The 14,860-nt window shown below is 56.5% G+C and carries 11 protein-coding genes; 4 read left to right on the plus strand and 7 right to left on the minus strand.

Annotated features, from left to right (window positions below; translation table 11 throughout):
- Positions 1-228: 228 nt before the first annotated feature.
- The gene (locus AUP42_RS09875; protein WP_156484591.1) at positions 229-846 is read right to left on the minus strand and encodes a LysE family translocator; all 618 of its coding nucleotides are present in this window, start codon (positions 844-846) and stop codon (positions 229-231) included.
- Between the two features lie 135 nt (positions 847-981).
- Between AUP42_RS09875 and AUP42_RS09880 the strand changes: the two genes are divergently transcribed.
- On the plus strand, positions 982-2,037 hold the full coding sequence (locus tag AUP42_RS09880) for a sulfotransferase family protein (protein WP_062951435.1): 1,056 nt from the start codon (positions 982-984) through the stop codon (positions 2,035-2,037).
- A gap of 12 nt (positions 2,038-2,049) precedes the next feature.
- Here the strand turns inward: AUP42_RS09880 and AUP42_RS09885 are convergent, their stop codons facing one another.
- From AUP42_RS09885 to AUP42_RS09900, 4 genes are all read right to left on the minus strand, one after another.
- The gene (locus AUP42_RS09885) at positions 2,050-2,892 is read right to left on the minus strand and encodes an AraC family transcriptional regulator (protein ID WP_062951437.1); all 843 of its coding nucleotides are present in this window, start codon (positions 2,890-2,892) and stop codon (positions 2,050-2,052) included.
- Positions 2,893-2,949: 57 nt separating this feature from the next.
- Complete coding sequence (locus tag AUP42_RS09890; RefSeq protein ID WP_062951440.1) at positions 2,950-4,137, minus strand: AI-2E family transporter; 1,188 nt, start codon at positions 4,135-4,137, stop codon at positions 2,950-2,952.
- 120 nt (positions 4,138-4,257) lie between these two features.
- Positions 4,258-4,776: a hypothetical protein gene (locus tag AUP42_RS09895; protein ID WP_062951442.1), complete on the minus strand. Its 519-nt coding sequence runs from the start codon at positions 4,774-4,776 to the stop codon at positions 4,258-4,260.
- Between the two features lie 129 nt (positions 4,777-4,905).
- Positions 4,906-5,577, minus strand: a complete 672-nt coding sequence (locus AUP42_RS09900) for a response regulator (RefSeq protein WP_062951444.1) — start codon at positions 5,575-5,577, stop codon at positions 4,906-4,908.
- A gap of 418 nt (positions 5,578-5,995) precedes the next feature.
- Between AUP42_RS09900 and pepN the strand changes: the two genes are divergently transcribed.
- Positions 5,996-8,623 carry an aminopeptidase N gene (gene pepN, locus AUP42_RS09905; RefSeq protein WP_062951446.1) on the plus strand — a complete coding sequence of 876 codons (2,628 nt, stop codon included), beginning with the start codon at positions 5,996-5,998 and terminating at the stop codon, positions 8,621-8,623.
- Positions 8,624-8,705: 82 nt separating this feature from the next.
- On the opposite strand, the gene AUP42_RS09910 is transcribed toward pepN, so the two are convergent.
- Positions 8,706-10,991: a methyl-accepting chemotaxis protein gene (locus AUP42_RS09910; RefSeq protein WP_231858227.1), complete on the minus strand. Its 2,286-nt coding sequence runs from the start codon at positions 10,989-10,991 to the stop codon at positions 8,706-8,708.
- A gap of 692 nt (positions 10,992-11,683) precedes the next feature.
- On the opposite strand from AUP42_RS09910, the gene AUP42_RS09915 reads away from it, so the two are divergent.
- Together AUP42_RS09915 and upp are read left to right on the plus strand one after the other, a co-directional pair.
- Complete coding sequence (locus AUP42_RS09915; RefSeq protein ID WP_062951454.1) at positions 11,684-12,757, plus strand: SPOR domain-containing protein; 1,074 nt, start codon at positions 11,684-11,686, stop codon at positions 12,755-12,757.
- A 222-nt stretch (positions 12,758-12,979) separates the two neighbouring features.
- Complete coding sequence (gene upp / locus AUP42_RS09920) at positions 12,980-13,630, plus strand: uracil phosphoribosyltransferase (RefSeq protein ID WP_062951457.1); 651 nt, start codon at positions 12,980-12,982, stop codon at positions 13,628-13,630.
- An 83-nt stretch (positions 13,631-13,713) separates the two neighbouring features.
- Here the strand turns inward: upp and AUP42_RS09925 are convergent, their stop codons facing one another.
- Positions 13,714-14,163 carry a hypothetical protein gene (locus AUP42_RS09925; RefSeq protein WP_231858228.1) on the minus strand — a complete coding sequence of 150 codons (450 nt, stop codon included), beginning with the start codon at positions 14,161-14,163 and terminating at the stop codon, positions 13,714-13,716.
- Between the last annotated feature and the right edge of the window lie 697 nt (positions 14,164-14,860).

Genomic DNA, 14,860 nt, shown 5'->3' on the forward strand with positions numbered 1-14,860 from the left:
GGGTCGATGGCTGCGTTAGGAAATGCTGGAAGGCCAATCATCGACGGCGACAAATGTGCCTGCCTTACGTTCATCGACCGTCACTGGTGCGGGCATCCTGTGTCATCGGGAGGTGAGCCGGGTGTTTGGCTTGCCGTTGCCGTGAGCCTTTGGTTGGCCGTCGGAACCGAGAACCATAGGCCAATGCAGAGCGTCTGGTCCGGTTCGAGGTGTTGCGTATCCAGCGGATTATGGCCGCCCGGAGAGCGCCAGCTTTGCAGCAAGAAGGGCGAACACCCCGGCAAAGCTTTTCCCCAGCCAGTTCATGACCTTTGGCCGTTCGACCACGTGGCCTCGAAGCGCACTGGCAAACAAACCGTAGACGATGAAAACCGCGAAGGTGAGTGCCATGAAGGTCAGGCCGAGCAGGGTCATCTGGGCGGTGGTTCCGCCGGCATTCGGGGTGATGAATTGCGGCAGGAAGGCCAGGAAGAACAGGGATAGTTTCGGGTTGAGCGCGTTGATCAGGATGGCGTCGCGGATGATTTTGGCGGCATGGACGGGATCGGATTTGGCGGTGACTTTCATCGCACCCGTGCCACGCCACATGCCCCACGCCATGTAAAGCAGCCACGCCACGCCAAGATAGCGCAGGGTTTCAAAGGCAAGGGCGCTTGTGTGCAGCAGGGCCGCAAGGCCAAGGATGCTTGCCCCCATTGCGGGCAGGATGCCGAGCGTGCAGCCAAAGGCCGCCCAGATGCTCGCCCTCATGCCGCGCCCAAGACCAATGGCAAGGGTATAGATCACCCCCGTACCGGGCAGCAGGACGACAACAAGCGAGGTCAGGAGATATTCGGGGCTGATCATGATGGTTTGGTTCCGTTTTGTGGTTTGACCTGATCAGCCCAGTTAAGCGCGTTTTGATCCGGTATTCTTGAACGGAATTGCAAGATGCTTGTCAAAGCGGAGCCGCAAGACATAGTGTGGTCCGGAAATTTCAGGATGATCAGCGATATCGGGGAGAATGTGAACGTGTCGGATGCGCAAAACGATGTAAAATTCAATGCGCCGGTTTTTATCGGTGGAACGGGTCGTAGCGGGACATCCATTCTGGCCGATATTCTGGGAACGCATAGCGCGCTTTATTTTGCCTGCCACGAGAACAAGCTGATTTCGGAATATAACGGCCTGCGCGATGTTGCCGATGTGTTTTCCCACAAATCCGATATCATTCGCCGCCATTTTGCCATCGTCAATTTCTTTGGTCGCGCTGCATCCATGACCCGTTTCGGGTTCCGTGATGCCGCGCTTAACCAGAAGCTTTCCGATCTGTGCAAAAACAAGGGTATGGGCTTTCAGCAGGCGTTCGAGCTGATACAGCGCGAAAATCCGCAGGCGAGCGGGTCCATTCATGCCATCGGGCAGGCGTTTGGTGCCGAGTATTTCGAGAAATGCGTCAAGGTATTCCTCAACCAGCTTGTCGCTCATATCGATCAGAACGGGATAGTGAATACCGAGGGGCTTTTAAGGCCGTTCTTCCTTGGCAAGGATTTGCAGCGTGCGGAAGTTCTGGCGATGTGCCGCGAGTTTCTTTTTGCGCTTTATGCCAAATCCGGTCCGACGCGCTGGGTCGATGATACGCCGACAAATGCGTTGCATGTCGATTTCCTGCATGAACTTTTCCCTAAGATGAAGTTCATCCATATGGTCCGCAACCCGGCCGACGTTGTCAGTTCCTATGTCAAACAGGTCTGGTTCCCAAGCGATGTCGGATTGGCCGCCAAGCAGATTTCATCGATGCTGCTGAAGACCGAAAAGCTTGAAAAGGCGCTTCCGGCTGGAAGTTTCCTGACGGTTCGGATGGAAGATCTGGTCGGCGAGACAGAGGCGACAATGGAAAAGATCGCCACGTTCCTTGGGGTCGAGAACCGGTTCAATCATAGTTTCGTCAGCAGCGAGGCGGCCAATATCGGCCGTGCGGATGAAAATCCGGAGATCGCGGACGCGGTCAACAGCCTTCTGGGGGGCTGGAAAGAGCGTCACGGTTACGCGTCCTGAAACCAGACAGGTTTAATTGTGCCGCAACGCCTTGGCATAACGACCGGGTGACAGGCCATAGGCGCGGGTGAAATGCCGGTTCAGGTGGCTTTGATCGGCAAAGCCTGCGGTGGCGGCGACCTCGGCCAGCGGGGTGCCGGTTGCGATCAGGCGGCGGGCGAGGTCAAGGCGGCGCTGGACGATATAGGCATGCGGGGTGAGGCCCGTTGCGCGGGTGAAATGGCGGACGGTCTGAAAGCGGCTTAGCCCCGCCGTGCTGGCAAGATTGGCCAGCGAGAGGTTCTCGTCCGGGGCATCATCAATCATGGATATGGCGCGCGCGATACTGGCATCAGCATCGCTTCGCGACCGGTGGTGATAATGATCGGGTTCGCCCGGCACAATGATCGCGTGATGGAGCAGAAGAAACAGCATTTCCTCGCGCCGCAGGCCTGCATTTTCATGATCGCCTTTGGTGATGGCGGCAAAAAGATCAGCAAAGCAGTGTGCAACGGCGGGCGATGTTATGACAGGCCTTGTGAATTCGTAATGGTCTGATTTGCCATCTGTCATGTCACGCGCCGCATCACGGATCAGGTCCGGGTCCAGATACAGCATGTTCCAGCCACGCGGGGTATCGCCAAGCGGGGTGCCGTCATGGACTTCGCGGGGATTGACCGTGAGGATATTGCCCGCCCCGGCTTCGACCATACCGCGCCCCGAAAGCGATTTTTGTGCGCCCTCAAACATGAAGCCGATGCCGAACTGTTCATGACTGTGTTTGGCAAAGCTGTGGCATGTCCTGGCCTTGAGGGCCAAAACGCCGGTGCAGTCATGAGACAGGATGCGAAACGGTTGGTTTGATGCGTCTGACATGCCAAAAGATTGGCAGCTTTTGCGATGTTTCGCAATCGGGTCGACGTCAGGTCACAATCAGTTGCCGTTATTATTGTTGGTGGTGTTGTTATTGGGGCCGAGCATTTCGCGAAGCCCCCCCAGACCTTCGACATGTTTGGCAAAGACACTGGTGACGATGAGCAACGGGACGGCGACCAGAACGCCGATGAAGCCCCATATCCAGCCCCAGAAGGCAATGGCCAGGATCACCGCCACCGAATTGATGCGCAGCCGGTTGCCAACAAGGGCCGGGGTGAGGAATTGGCCCTCGATCGCGGTGCAGGCGAGATAGATCGCAGGCGGCAGGATGGCGGCCGTCGTGGTTGGCATGGAAACCAGTGCCACCATGCCGACAATTCCGACACCAACAACAGCACCGAGCAACGGCACAAAATTAAGCACGCCTGCGACAATGCCCCACAAAACCGGGTTGGGCATGCCGACAATGGCAAGCAGGGTGCCGATCAGGATGCCAAGGCAGATATTGATCGCCGATATGGTCAGGAGATATCGGGATACCTCGCGTTCGATATCATGTGCGATGCGCAGGCCCTTGCGCCGGTCGCCAAAGGTTGGCAGGGCGCGGACCATTTTTTCATAGACCATATCCCCCGATGACAGAATGAACAGCAGCAGCACGAGCATTAGCGCAATTCCGGCGACGATTTCCGGTGCGCCCTGAGCGGCCTGACTGATCATGTTGGGTTCCTGAACCACGACCTTTTGCGTATCGGCTTCGTTATTCTGATTGGTGGCTTGTTCGACCTGTTTTTGCACGTCGCGCAGTTTTTCAAGCGGCCCGCCAAGATCGGCAAGGCGCAGGCGCAACTGGCGTTCGATCTGCGGCGCGTCGTCGATCCATTTCGATACCGGGTCGCTTAGCCCGTAAACGCCGGCAATCACCGATGTCGTCAGGGTCAGGACAATCGCAAGTGCGGTCAGGCTTTGCGGGATGCGATAGCGCGCGAGTGTGCGCACCACCGGCGAGAAAACCAGTGCCAGCAAAAAGGCCAGTATCACAGGCAAAAGCAGGCTTTGGGCGACATAAAAACACCCGAAAGCCAGAATGACGAAGGTGCCGATGACCGATACCGTGCGCGCCCGGCGATAGGCGCGTGCACGCGCGCTCAGCATTCTTTGTTGGGCTTCGTCGGCTTCGTCGACAATATCCGCAGCACCATCTTCATTACTGGTGTTGTCAGGTGCTTTGATCGGATCGCTCATTCAGGTGCTCCGGCGGTGTTTCTGCCGGGCTGGATGCAAACGGCAGGAGGGTATGCCTTCCTGTAACGTCCTGTGACCGGGCGATGTTCCGTTTACATTGCAAGACCGGGCAAGGCGGAGCTATCCCTGAAGGATGGCGGCACGTTTTTCATCGAAGCGGGCATTTTCCGCGGCAATGTTTCTGGTGAACTTTTCATAGGCGCTGTCGGCCCTGGTCTGAAGGCTGTCGCGCCTGTCGCGTACTTCGTCGGCATTATCCGCGCGTTCGGCAAAGTTCTGAAATTCCAGTTCGGCCTTTTCCAGTTCACCGTGCAGTTCTTCAAGATGGGTGGTGATCGCCTGATCATGGGCGGCATTCAGGGTTGCCAGTTCACGGCGCAGGTCATCGGATGGATTGGCGGGGACAGGTGCAGATGCCGCGTTTGCATCATTGCCATAACCACGCGCCAGCGGATCAATGCCGGTATTGGCACGCACATCTTCGGCGGCCTTTCGGATGGTATTGCCGATGACGTCACCGAGAATTTTGGCCATGGCGGCGGTGGTTTGCGGGTCCTGCTGGGCGAAGGCCGGGGCGGGGGCCGCGACGGCAAGCGAGGCGGCAACCGCCATGGCAGACAGCGAAAGGGATTTCTTCATCGGGTGATCTCCTGTGCGGGGCAGAGGGGCGTTGCACAGGAAGCATCACGCGCAATTACGGTGATAAATTGGTGCCGGTCTGGCAGGGGCGTGACAGTTCGGGCTTTGCAGGGCGTCGGGCGTTAACCCTTATGCCTCGATCGCCGGTTCCTGCAATTGCAGTTCGCGGGCCATGATGACGGCCTGTGTGCGGCTATGGACCGAAAGTTTGCGCAGGATGGCGGAAACGTGGGCCTTTACGGTGGCCTCGGTCACGTCAAGTTCGTAGGCGATCTGTTTGTTCAGTTTGCCTTCGGTCAGCATGTTGAGCACGCGCAATTGCTGTGGCGTTAATTGACCGATTTTTTCGGCAAGGCCGGTGGCTTCGTCATCGGCGGGGCCGTTTTCGATGGCGTCACGCGCCCAGTCGGGCATCCACATATCGCCATTCAGAACAGTGCGGATGGCCGTCCCGATCTGATCGACGGGGGCGGATTTTGGCACGAAGGCCGATGCACCATATTCAATCGAACGGCGGACAACCGGCAGTTCCTGACTGGCCGAAACGATGGAAACGGGAATGTCGGGATAGGAGGCACGCAGGGTGAACAGGCCGGTAAAGCCGTTCATGCCGGGCATGTGAAGATCAAGCAGGACAAGATCGATATCGCCGCTATGGGCTTCGATCTGTTCGATGGCCTCAGCCAGGCTTCCGGCCTCGTACAGTGTGACATTTTCCAATTCTGATGACAGGGCCTGTTTGAGTGCACCGCGCACAAGCGGATGATCGTCTGCGATCAGAATCTGGAAGCTGTCAGCCATTGGCGATTTCCCCGGAAGTTATTTCCCCGAAAGGTCGCGATTATTCCATCCCGTTATCTTTTAACGGCGTCTCACGATAATATTAAGGTGAGGGGACGATAAACCGGGATGACATTGTTTGTCTGGTGTGGTGCGACCCTGATGCGTCCTCCTGCCTTGGCAGAAAGGAGTGAGGGAAACCAAAGATCACTCTCGCCCCACGAAATGTGAAACTTCGGCCCCCCTCGCGCCACCACTGATGATTATGACGACTAAAATCGGGCTCGTAAACTCTGCATTTGTCCGAAAGTGAAATTTACCTTATCTGTTGGGTTAATGAACGAAATTCAGTTTTGAAGAACTGCGCCGCATTGCAGCATTCGCGATTTTATACAATCACCGGCAACGCCGCGCAGACCAAGGGAAAAAGGACCATCTGATGTCTGAACAACCGCAAGTCATCCGCCGCGAAGATTACACCGCACCGGCCTTTCTGATCGAGAAGGTCGAACTGGTATTCGAGCTTGATCGGGATGTCACAAATGTGAAATCGCGGCTGTTTGTTCACGCGAATCCTGTTCGCGGGACCGGCGGCGGAGACATGGTCCATCTTGACGGCGAAGACATGAAACTGGTTTCGATTGCGGTTGATGATCGCAAGCTTGGCGTTGATGAATATAATGTCGATAAATCGGGGCTTAGCTTTACCGCGCCGGGTGACACCTTTGTTGTTGATATCGAAACCCAGATCTCGCCCGTCGCCAATACGCGGCTTGAAGGGCTTTATGTGTCGCAAAGCGCGTTTTGCACGCAGTGCGAGGCGGAAGGGTTCCGTCGCATTACCTATTTCCCGGATCGCCCGGATGTGATGGCGACCTATAAGGTCACGATCCGTGCCGACAAGGCGAACTGCCCGGTTTTGCTCTCAAACGGCAATCTGATCGATAGCGGTGATCTTGACGGCAAGCGGCACTTTGCGGTGTGGGAAGATCCGTTCCCGAAGCCGAGTTACCTTTTTGCGCTGGTGGCGGGGGACTTGGCCTGTGTTGAGGACAGCTTCAAGACCATGTCGGGCCGCGATGTGGCGCTGCGCATTTTTGTCGAACATGGCAATGAAGACCGTTGCGATTACGCGATGGACAGCCTGAAACGGTCGATGAAGTGGGATGAGGAGGTCTATGGCCTTGAATACGATCTGGACCTTTTCAACATCGTCGCGGTTTCCGACTTCAATATGGGGGCGATGGAAAACAAGAGCCTGAATGTGTTTAACGCCAAATACATTCTGGCCAAGCCCGATACCGCGACCGATACGGATTATGAACTGATCGAATCGATTGTTGCGCATGAATATTTCCACAACTGGTCGGGCAACCGGGTGACGTGCCGGGACTGGTTCCAGTTATCCCTTAAAGAGGGGCTTACGGTTTTCCGCGATCAGGAATTTTCCGCCGATCAGCGATCCCGCCCGGTGCAGCGTATCAAGGACGTCGCACAGCTTCGTGCGCGCCAGTTCCCCGAGGATGGCGGGCCGTTGGCCCACCCCGTCCGCCCGGACAGCTATATGGAAATCAACAATTTCTATACCGCCACGGTCTATGAAAAGGGGGCGGAGCTTATTCGTATGATGCATACCCTTTTAGGCGCAGATGGCTATCGCAAGGGAATTGACCTTTATTTCGATCGCCATGACGGGCAGGCGGTGACCTGCGATGATTTTGCCAAGGCGATGGAAGATGCCAATGATGTCGACCTGAGCCAGCTTAAAATCTGGTATTCGCAGGCCGGCACGCCGAGCCTTAGCTGGCACGGCGAACATGATGCGGATACCAAGCAGTTCCACCTGACAGTTGCGCAGAAAACCGAACCGACACCGGGGCAGCCCGACAAGGTTGCACTTCATATGCCAATCGCGATCGGGCTTCTGGGCCGGGATGGCAAGGAGCTTGTTTCGCGCACCATGCAACTGACCGAGGCCGAGCAGGAATTCGTGTTCGACAATATCGATCAGGTGCCGGTGGTTTCGTTCAACCGTGGTTTTTCGGCCCCTGTGAATGTCGCGACCGAGCAGCCGCATGAAGAGCTTGTGTTCCTGATGGGGCATGACAGCGATGCGTTCAATCGTTGGGAAGCAGGGCAGAAATACGCAACCGCGTTGATGCTTTCAGCCATTGCCGAATTTGAAAAGAATGGGGGCGATGCGGACGCGGCATTGGGCGATGTGACCGAATTTGTGGCGGCGATGCGTGCGACCCTGATCAATGACGATCTCGATAAGGCGTTTCGCGCCGATGCGCTTGTCCTGCCGGGGGAAGAATTCCTTTCCGAGCAGCGCAAACCCGCAAACCCGGACGCGATCCATCAGGTGCGCAACGCGCTGCGCAAGCGGATCGGATCGGGTTTGCGGGCTGAATTTGGCAATGCCTATCACCAGAATGCATCGAACGCGGCCTTTACCCCGGATGCGGAATCGGCCGGGCAGCGGGCGTTACGCGCAACCGCACTTTCCTATCTGGTCGCAAGCGGCGAGGGCGAGTTTGCCGATCTGGCAGCCGAGCAATATCGCACGGCGGATAACATGACGGATCGGATGGCAGCACTTTCGGTGCTGAACCATCTGGATCATCCGGGCCGGGCCGAAGCGCTTGCCGATTTCGAGGCGCGCTTTGGCAAGGATACCGTGGTGATGGATAAATGGTTCGGGCTTCAGGCGATGTCATCGCGGGATGATACGCTGGCGCGTGTGAAGGACCTTATGAGCCATCCGCTCTTCACCATGCGCAATCCGAACAAGGTCAGATCGCTTATCGGGGCGTTCGCCATGGCCAACCCGCGGCACTTCCATGCGGCGGATGGCAGCGGATATGCGTTTTATACCGACCGCCTGATCGAACTTGACGATATCAACCCGCAGGTTGCGGCACGGCTTTGCGCACCGCTTGGCAAATGGGCGAAATATGATGAGACGCGGGCCGACCTGATGAAGGCGTCGCTTGATCGTATCCTCGCCAAGCCGGATATCTCTCGCGATCTGTATGAAATCGCTTCGAAATCGCGGGCAAGTTAAGACGCGGTTCGATATGTAATGAAAAAGGCGGCACGTGAGGCGCCGCCTTTTTGTGTCGTCGCCTGTTTGAGGCAGGCTTTGATCAGGTCAGTTTCATCCGTTCGCTGAATTCCTTCATGCGCTCGGAAAGATTGCGCGCCATGTCGGAAAGTTCGCGGCTGGCGGTGTTGAGGTCATGGGCCGAGCGGCCCGTGCTTTGCGCACCGTCATTCACGAACCGGATCATCTGGTCCATCGATCCGGCCCCCGATGCAATACGCTGCACGTTTTCCGAAATCTCGCTGGTGGCACGACGCTGTTCATCCACCGAATGGGTGATGGTCGACTGGATGTCGTTGACCTGATGAATAACGTCGCCCACCGTGCTGATGGAATGGGCGGCTTTCTGGACTTCCTGCTGGATCGCGGTGGTCAGATCGCCGATCTGGCCGGTTGCACTCGCGGTCTGATCGGCAAGCGATTTGACCTCGTTTGCGACAACGGCAAAGCCGCGCCCCAGTTCGCCCGCACGTTCGGCTTCGATGGTCGCATTGAGCGACAGAAGCTTGGTGCGATGCGCGATATCGTTGATCAGATCAATGATCGATCCGATTTCCGAACTTGCCTTTTCAAGCGATACGATATTGCGCTGGCTTTCTTCGGCCTCGGAGCGTGCCCGGTTGGTCACGTCTGCGGCCTCTGTTGCCTGACGGTTGATTTCCGCAATGGAGGATGACAGTTCCTCGACCGCGGTGGCGACGTTCTGGGTATTGCTTGCCGCCTCGCGCGAGACGTCAAGCGCGCTGCCCGACTGATCTACCGTGTTTTCCGACTGGCTGGTCAGATCACGGGCAAGGCCAAGAAGCCCTTCGGACTGTTCGGTGACCGATTGCGCAACGCGGGCGACCTCGGCCATCATTTCGGTAACCGCGATGCGGCTTTCTTCGCGTTCGGTCACCACGTTCCATGCCAGCATGGTGCCCAGAAGGACATTGTCCTTATCACGCACCGGGGCTGCCAGAAGTTCAAGGTGATCGCGTTCGGTCTGGACCACCTCGGTAAAGGGCAGGTTGGCCGGATTGGAAAGCCGTTTCTGGAATTCCTCACCGACTTTCAGGAAGTCGCCCGAAACCGATCTGGCATCGCCGCCGACATAGGTTTGCGCACTGGCATTAAGATATGTCAGTTCGCCTTCGGGCGTGATCAGGGCGGTCATGGTCGGGGTGTTTTCGACCATGTTTTGCAGGATCATCGCCTGACGCACGGCTTCACGCAGGCCGACAAGAGCCTTGCGCATTTCACCGATTTCATCGGACCCGACGCGGGGCAGACGTACATTGGTGTCCCCGTTCGAGATTGATGTCATCGCCCCGGCAAAGGCGCGCAGATTGCGAAATACCGTGGTCCGAAGCAATATCCAGCCAGCGATCCAGCCGACCAGAAGAACGGCCACCAGAATTTCGATCGACAGCGTTCGAAGATCGTCGGTCTGGGAATAGAAGTCGGTAATATCGCGGTCAAACGTGGCGGTCGCCCAGACACCGCCCCGGCCGTTTCCAACCGAAATATCGACGGTGGCACGGTGCGTGCCGCCCGCTGTTTCAGCCGGTTTTGCTTCTGCCTCTGTCGGGGCATCGCTATCGGCCGTTGGGGCCAGGGCTTCGCCGCCTTCGCTGGCGTCCCCGTCTTCAAGGCTTTCAAACAGCACATTGCCGTCGCTGCCCAGAATGCGGAAATTGCCGCCCAGAACCTTGCCGATCCCGGCCAGGGTCGGCAGCGGATCGGTGATCACTTCCATAAAGCCGACGGCGCGAAAACCGCCGACCGGAACAATGGTGCTGAAAACCGGTTTGCCGGCTGGTGTTGCCCACATATAGGTCACCGGTTTGCGGGCATCGGCCTTGTCACGTGTTTTAAGGTAATCCATGACCGCCGGATCATCGGTCACACTGGCACCCAGATTGGCATCCGAGGTCGCAAGCTGGTTGAAATCGGTGTCATAGGCGATGGTTTCGACCAGAACCAGTTCGCCCTGAACGACCTGGCTGGCATTGGAAAGAATGTTAAGTTCGGCCTTCATGCGGGCCTGATCGTTATCCTGATAGCTTTTGACCAGACTGCCAAGGCGCGACCATTCATTGACAATGGGGGTGACCCGGTCGCCGTAATCCTGTGCCACGCGTGACCGGACAAAGAAATTGACCGTGCCGCCGACCGAATTGTTCAGCGTCTCGACGGCAAAGTTTCGATAGGTATCCCCGGTCCACAGCAACATCCATGTAACTGCACCCGATAAAAGCAAACCTGTTACGAGCAAAATACGCCGTAACGTCAGGAGGCCCGTGGCACCCCCTGCAATAGCCGTCTTCGCGGCTTTATCTCCCGTCATTCATTACACTCCAGAGCCAGTTTTTTTTATGGTTCTTTTGGTGCTTCGTTCCCCGGACTACCTCTTAAGGGGTAATTGCACTGATCCAAACAGAGCTTGGGAGCAAACACAATAGCGCTGTTGCCGCCAAGCCCATGTTTTTCGCGGTATACAGTATTTTATATATGGGATTGAAACAGCCATGAGGGTTTGAAAATCCCCATGATTTTCAGGGGCTATTGAAAAAACACAAAAAAATTTGCGAATGTGTGTGATAATCGTTTGCAATTAGTTTTTTGATGCTCTATGACTGTGTTTGTCAAATGCAGACGGCAACGTCGTTTGCGACGGGTCATCAGGCTCACATGGCGTACCTGATGACCACTGTTCTTCGGGACTCTCTCTCCCCGAAGGTCGATCTCTCTCACTCGAGGGGGCTGGTATCCGGAAATTGTGCGGGACAATTCCGGGCTATATACCAGCCTCCCTTTTTTTGTCCTGCATGCCGGGTTTGTGACATCCGTGCTTTGAAATCGCCAAAGTTTCATGACATCCGCAATCTGCATATCGAGGCGCGACAGGCACGCATGTTTTTAGCGTTTTATAAACGGCCTGTGCCCTAAAAGAAGCAGGGTAGCCCGTGATGGTGTGACATCACCATGACGGATGCCCACGATATTTACAGGTAATCAGTCGTAAAGGACCGGCAAAAAATGGCTGGCGAAGACGAAAACAACCGCACCGATTTGCATGCGGACCCGAAACCGGAACCGCAGAAAGACGCGCCCTTACCGGCGTTTATTTATGGCCGCAATGGCCATGGCGAGGACGGCGGGCGTCATCGACAGTCACAAAATGGGCGGATAGCAGAAATGGATCGCAAAACCTTACTGGGTCTCGCAACCGGTGCCGGCATGCTCGGTCTGGTCTTGTTCTTTGTCGGCATGCTGGTCGGCGCAGGGCTGTTCATGGACCCTGACGAACAGATGGCAGCCAATGAAAAACCGGCCGGACAGGCGGAAATCCTTGCAACCCTGCCGGAGGAACCGGCGGGATCGACAGCCTTGCCCGAGGCCGGAACGACCGGCAATATTCCGGGCGGTGCATCGGGGACGGCAACGCCATCTGCAACACCTTCTGCTCCGGCAGCCCCGGCAACAGATGATCCGGTCGGTGATCTGATTGCCGAACGCAGTGCGGCCCTTGAGGGCGATGGTTCTTCTGATACCACGGAAAATGGTGAAGCATCGACCACCGAGGATACGGGGGATGCCGAAAGCGATACCACGACGCCGGAAGCCCCGGCTGCCCCGGAAATGAGCGACGCCGAAAAGGCCGCGGCCCGTGCCGAGCAGACGGCAAATGCCCCGCGCAAATTGCAGGCGCCGGAAATCAAGTCATCGGACGCGGCCGAAACCGCACCGCCCGCGCCAGAGGCCCCGGCGGTCCCGGCTGAAACCGCGGCCGTTCCGGAAAAGCCCGAACCGGCTGCGACATCCACCCCGAAAGCAGCCTCTTCGGGGGCGGCGGCACCATTTTCGGTTCAGGTCGGTGCCTTCAAGGTACATGAAAATGCCAGCCAGCGCGCCGAGGAACTGCGCAAGCTTGGCCTTGAGGTTGCGGTTGTTGCCCGTGGTCCGGAAGGTGATGCCACCTGGTATTATGTCCGGGTTGGCAGATACACGACCATGAAGGAAGCACGCGACAAGGCGGTTGCGGTCAAAAAGGATCAGAATCTTGAAGGTTTCCCTGTCCGGGCCGAACCCAATGACCGCGAAGTCAACTGACACATATATATAGTGTCGCAAGATACGATACCGGGGCCGGTGCAGATGCTGCATCGGCCCTTTCCGTTTTCTGATGAACGGGTTTGTTTTTGCGCCGTCTTTGCGGCATTCTACTTGCCATCTCAGGGCAAAGGCTTTAGGCGGTACGCCAGAGTTTTTCGGAAAGCAAAGCCGTGACGTGCCACGCGGGCCGCTTTGCACATCAGGATGGTTGGCAGAAACATGACCACACAGAACGATTTTCCCAATCTTCATATTCTCGATCACCCGCTGATCCAGCACAAACTGACGCATATGCGCAAGGTCGATACCTCGACCAAGACCTTCCGCCAGTTGCTAAAGGAAATTGCGCTGCTGATGGGCTACGAGATCACCCGCGAATTGCCGGTCAGCTATGAAGACATCGTCACCCCGATCTGCCCGATGAAGGCGCCAATGATCCAGGGCCGCAAACTGGCCGTTGTGCCGATCCTGCGCGCCGGTCTTGGCATGGCCGATGGCCTGATCGAACTGATGCCGTCCGCGCGCATCGGTCATATTGGCCTGTATCGCGATCCCGAAACCCACATGCCAGTCGAATATCTGGTGAAGCTGCCCGAAGTCGAAGGCCGTACCTTCATTTTGGTTGACCCCATGCTGGCAACCGGCAACTCGGCAGTGGCGGCGATTGATACGCTGAACAAATATGGCGTTAAGGACGAAGACATTCGCTTCATGGCGCTGGTCGCGGCCCCGGAAGGGGTGAAAGTCTTCCATGACGCGCATCCGAACGTGCCGGTCTATACCGCGGGCCTTGACGAGAAGCTCAATGAAAAGGCCTATATCGTGCCGGGCCTTGGCGATGCCGGTGACCGTCTGTTTGGCACCCGCTGATTAATATTGCGATATCAAAATACGAAAGGGCGCCATCGGGCGCCCTTTTTGTTTGGTCTTTTTCAGGTCAGGTCAGGCTGTAATCAGCCTTTGGGCGATACGGTGATATCCACCGTCGATCCGGCAAAGGATCCGCCCTGCAGCTTGATGGTCGCAACGCGGCTTTCGCGGTCATAGACCATGACCGAAATATCGGCCCGCACGACGGTGACCTTGCTCCAGCCGAAATTGGGCATTTCGCGTTCGTAGAAGTCATACATCTGGGCGGGTGTGCCACCGGAATTCATCACGAGGCGGCCATGCCAGGCATCGGATGCCCCGAAAATGATGCTGCGATCCATATCCAGGGATGAATTGGATGGCATCGGAATATCGGTGAACTGGGTAAAGGACGGGATCGGCTGACCGCCGCCCTTGCTGTCGGAGCCGCCACCTGATGCGGTATTCGGAACAAGGTTCGAACCGGAGCACCCGGCAAGCGCAAGGCTTGCAAGTGCGGCTGCACAAATAAATGAATGTCGCAGTCTCATCATCTTCCTTCGGTCCCCTAATGCCGTTCAGGCACTGTTATCTCGCCCCATAATCAGGTCATTATGTAAAAGAAAGGTTCACATATTGCCTTTTGTCCATCTTTTCAAAGGCCAATTGGCAATATTGCGTATCCCGTCCGGTTTTATGGCAATTTCATTGTCCGGGCATTGATACCGGTTCTGTCCCGACACGCGATCATTGCACCGCACACACCATATATAAAGCATCAAAATTGCCATCGATCATCTGATCCGGATCAAGGATGCGGATCGGAGCAGGGGGTAATCTGGTCGAACCCGGATAAAAATTGGCGTTAATGGCGAATCATCATTCGGGGTTCGGATTTTTCTTGCGGTCGGAATGGCGGGTTTGCGCCGGATTTTGCCGGGCCGATTTGCGATTATTCAACTTAAAGTCCGAAACATCCCCCGGACTTGGTGCCGGGGTTGGCTGGGGACGAAATATCAAGTCATTGAATTTAAACGATTTTGAGAAAAAAGACGTTGAAATGCATTTTTTCTCGAAAAAGGTGTTTACAGGTCCGGCGAGGGGCCCTATAACCCGCCTCCACCGACGGGGTGCGGCGCCAAGGAGACGGCGACGCGGACTGTGAGGTAGAGGGCTACGGCTCTAGAGTTCTTTGACATTGTTGATCAGTAGGAAGGGATGCGCGGGCAGCGTTATGGCGCAAAAGTCTGT

It is taken from the genome of Thalassospira lucentensis, from assembly GCF_001613805.1.
Taxonomy (GTDB): domain Bacteria; phylum Pseudomonadota; class Alphaproteobacteria; order Rhodospirillales; family Thalassospiraceae; genus Thalassospira; species Thalassospira lucentensis_A.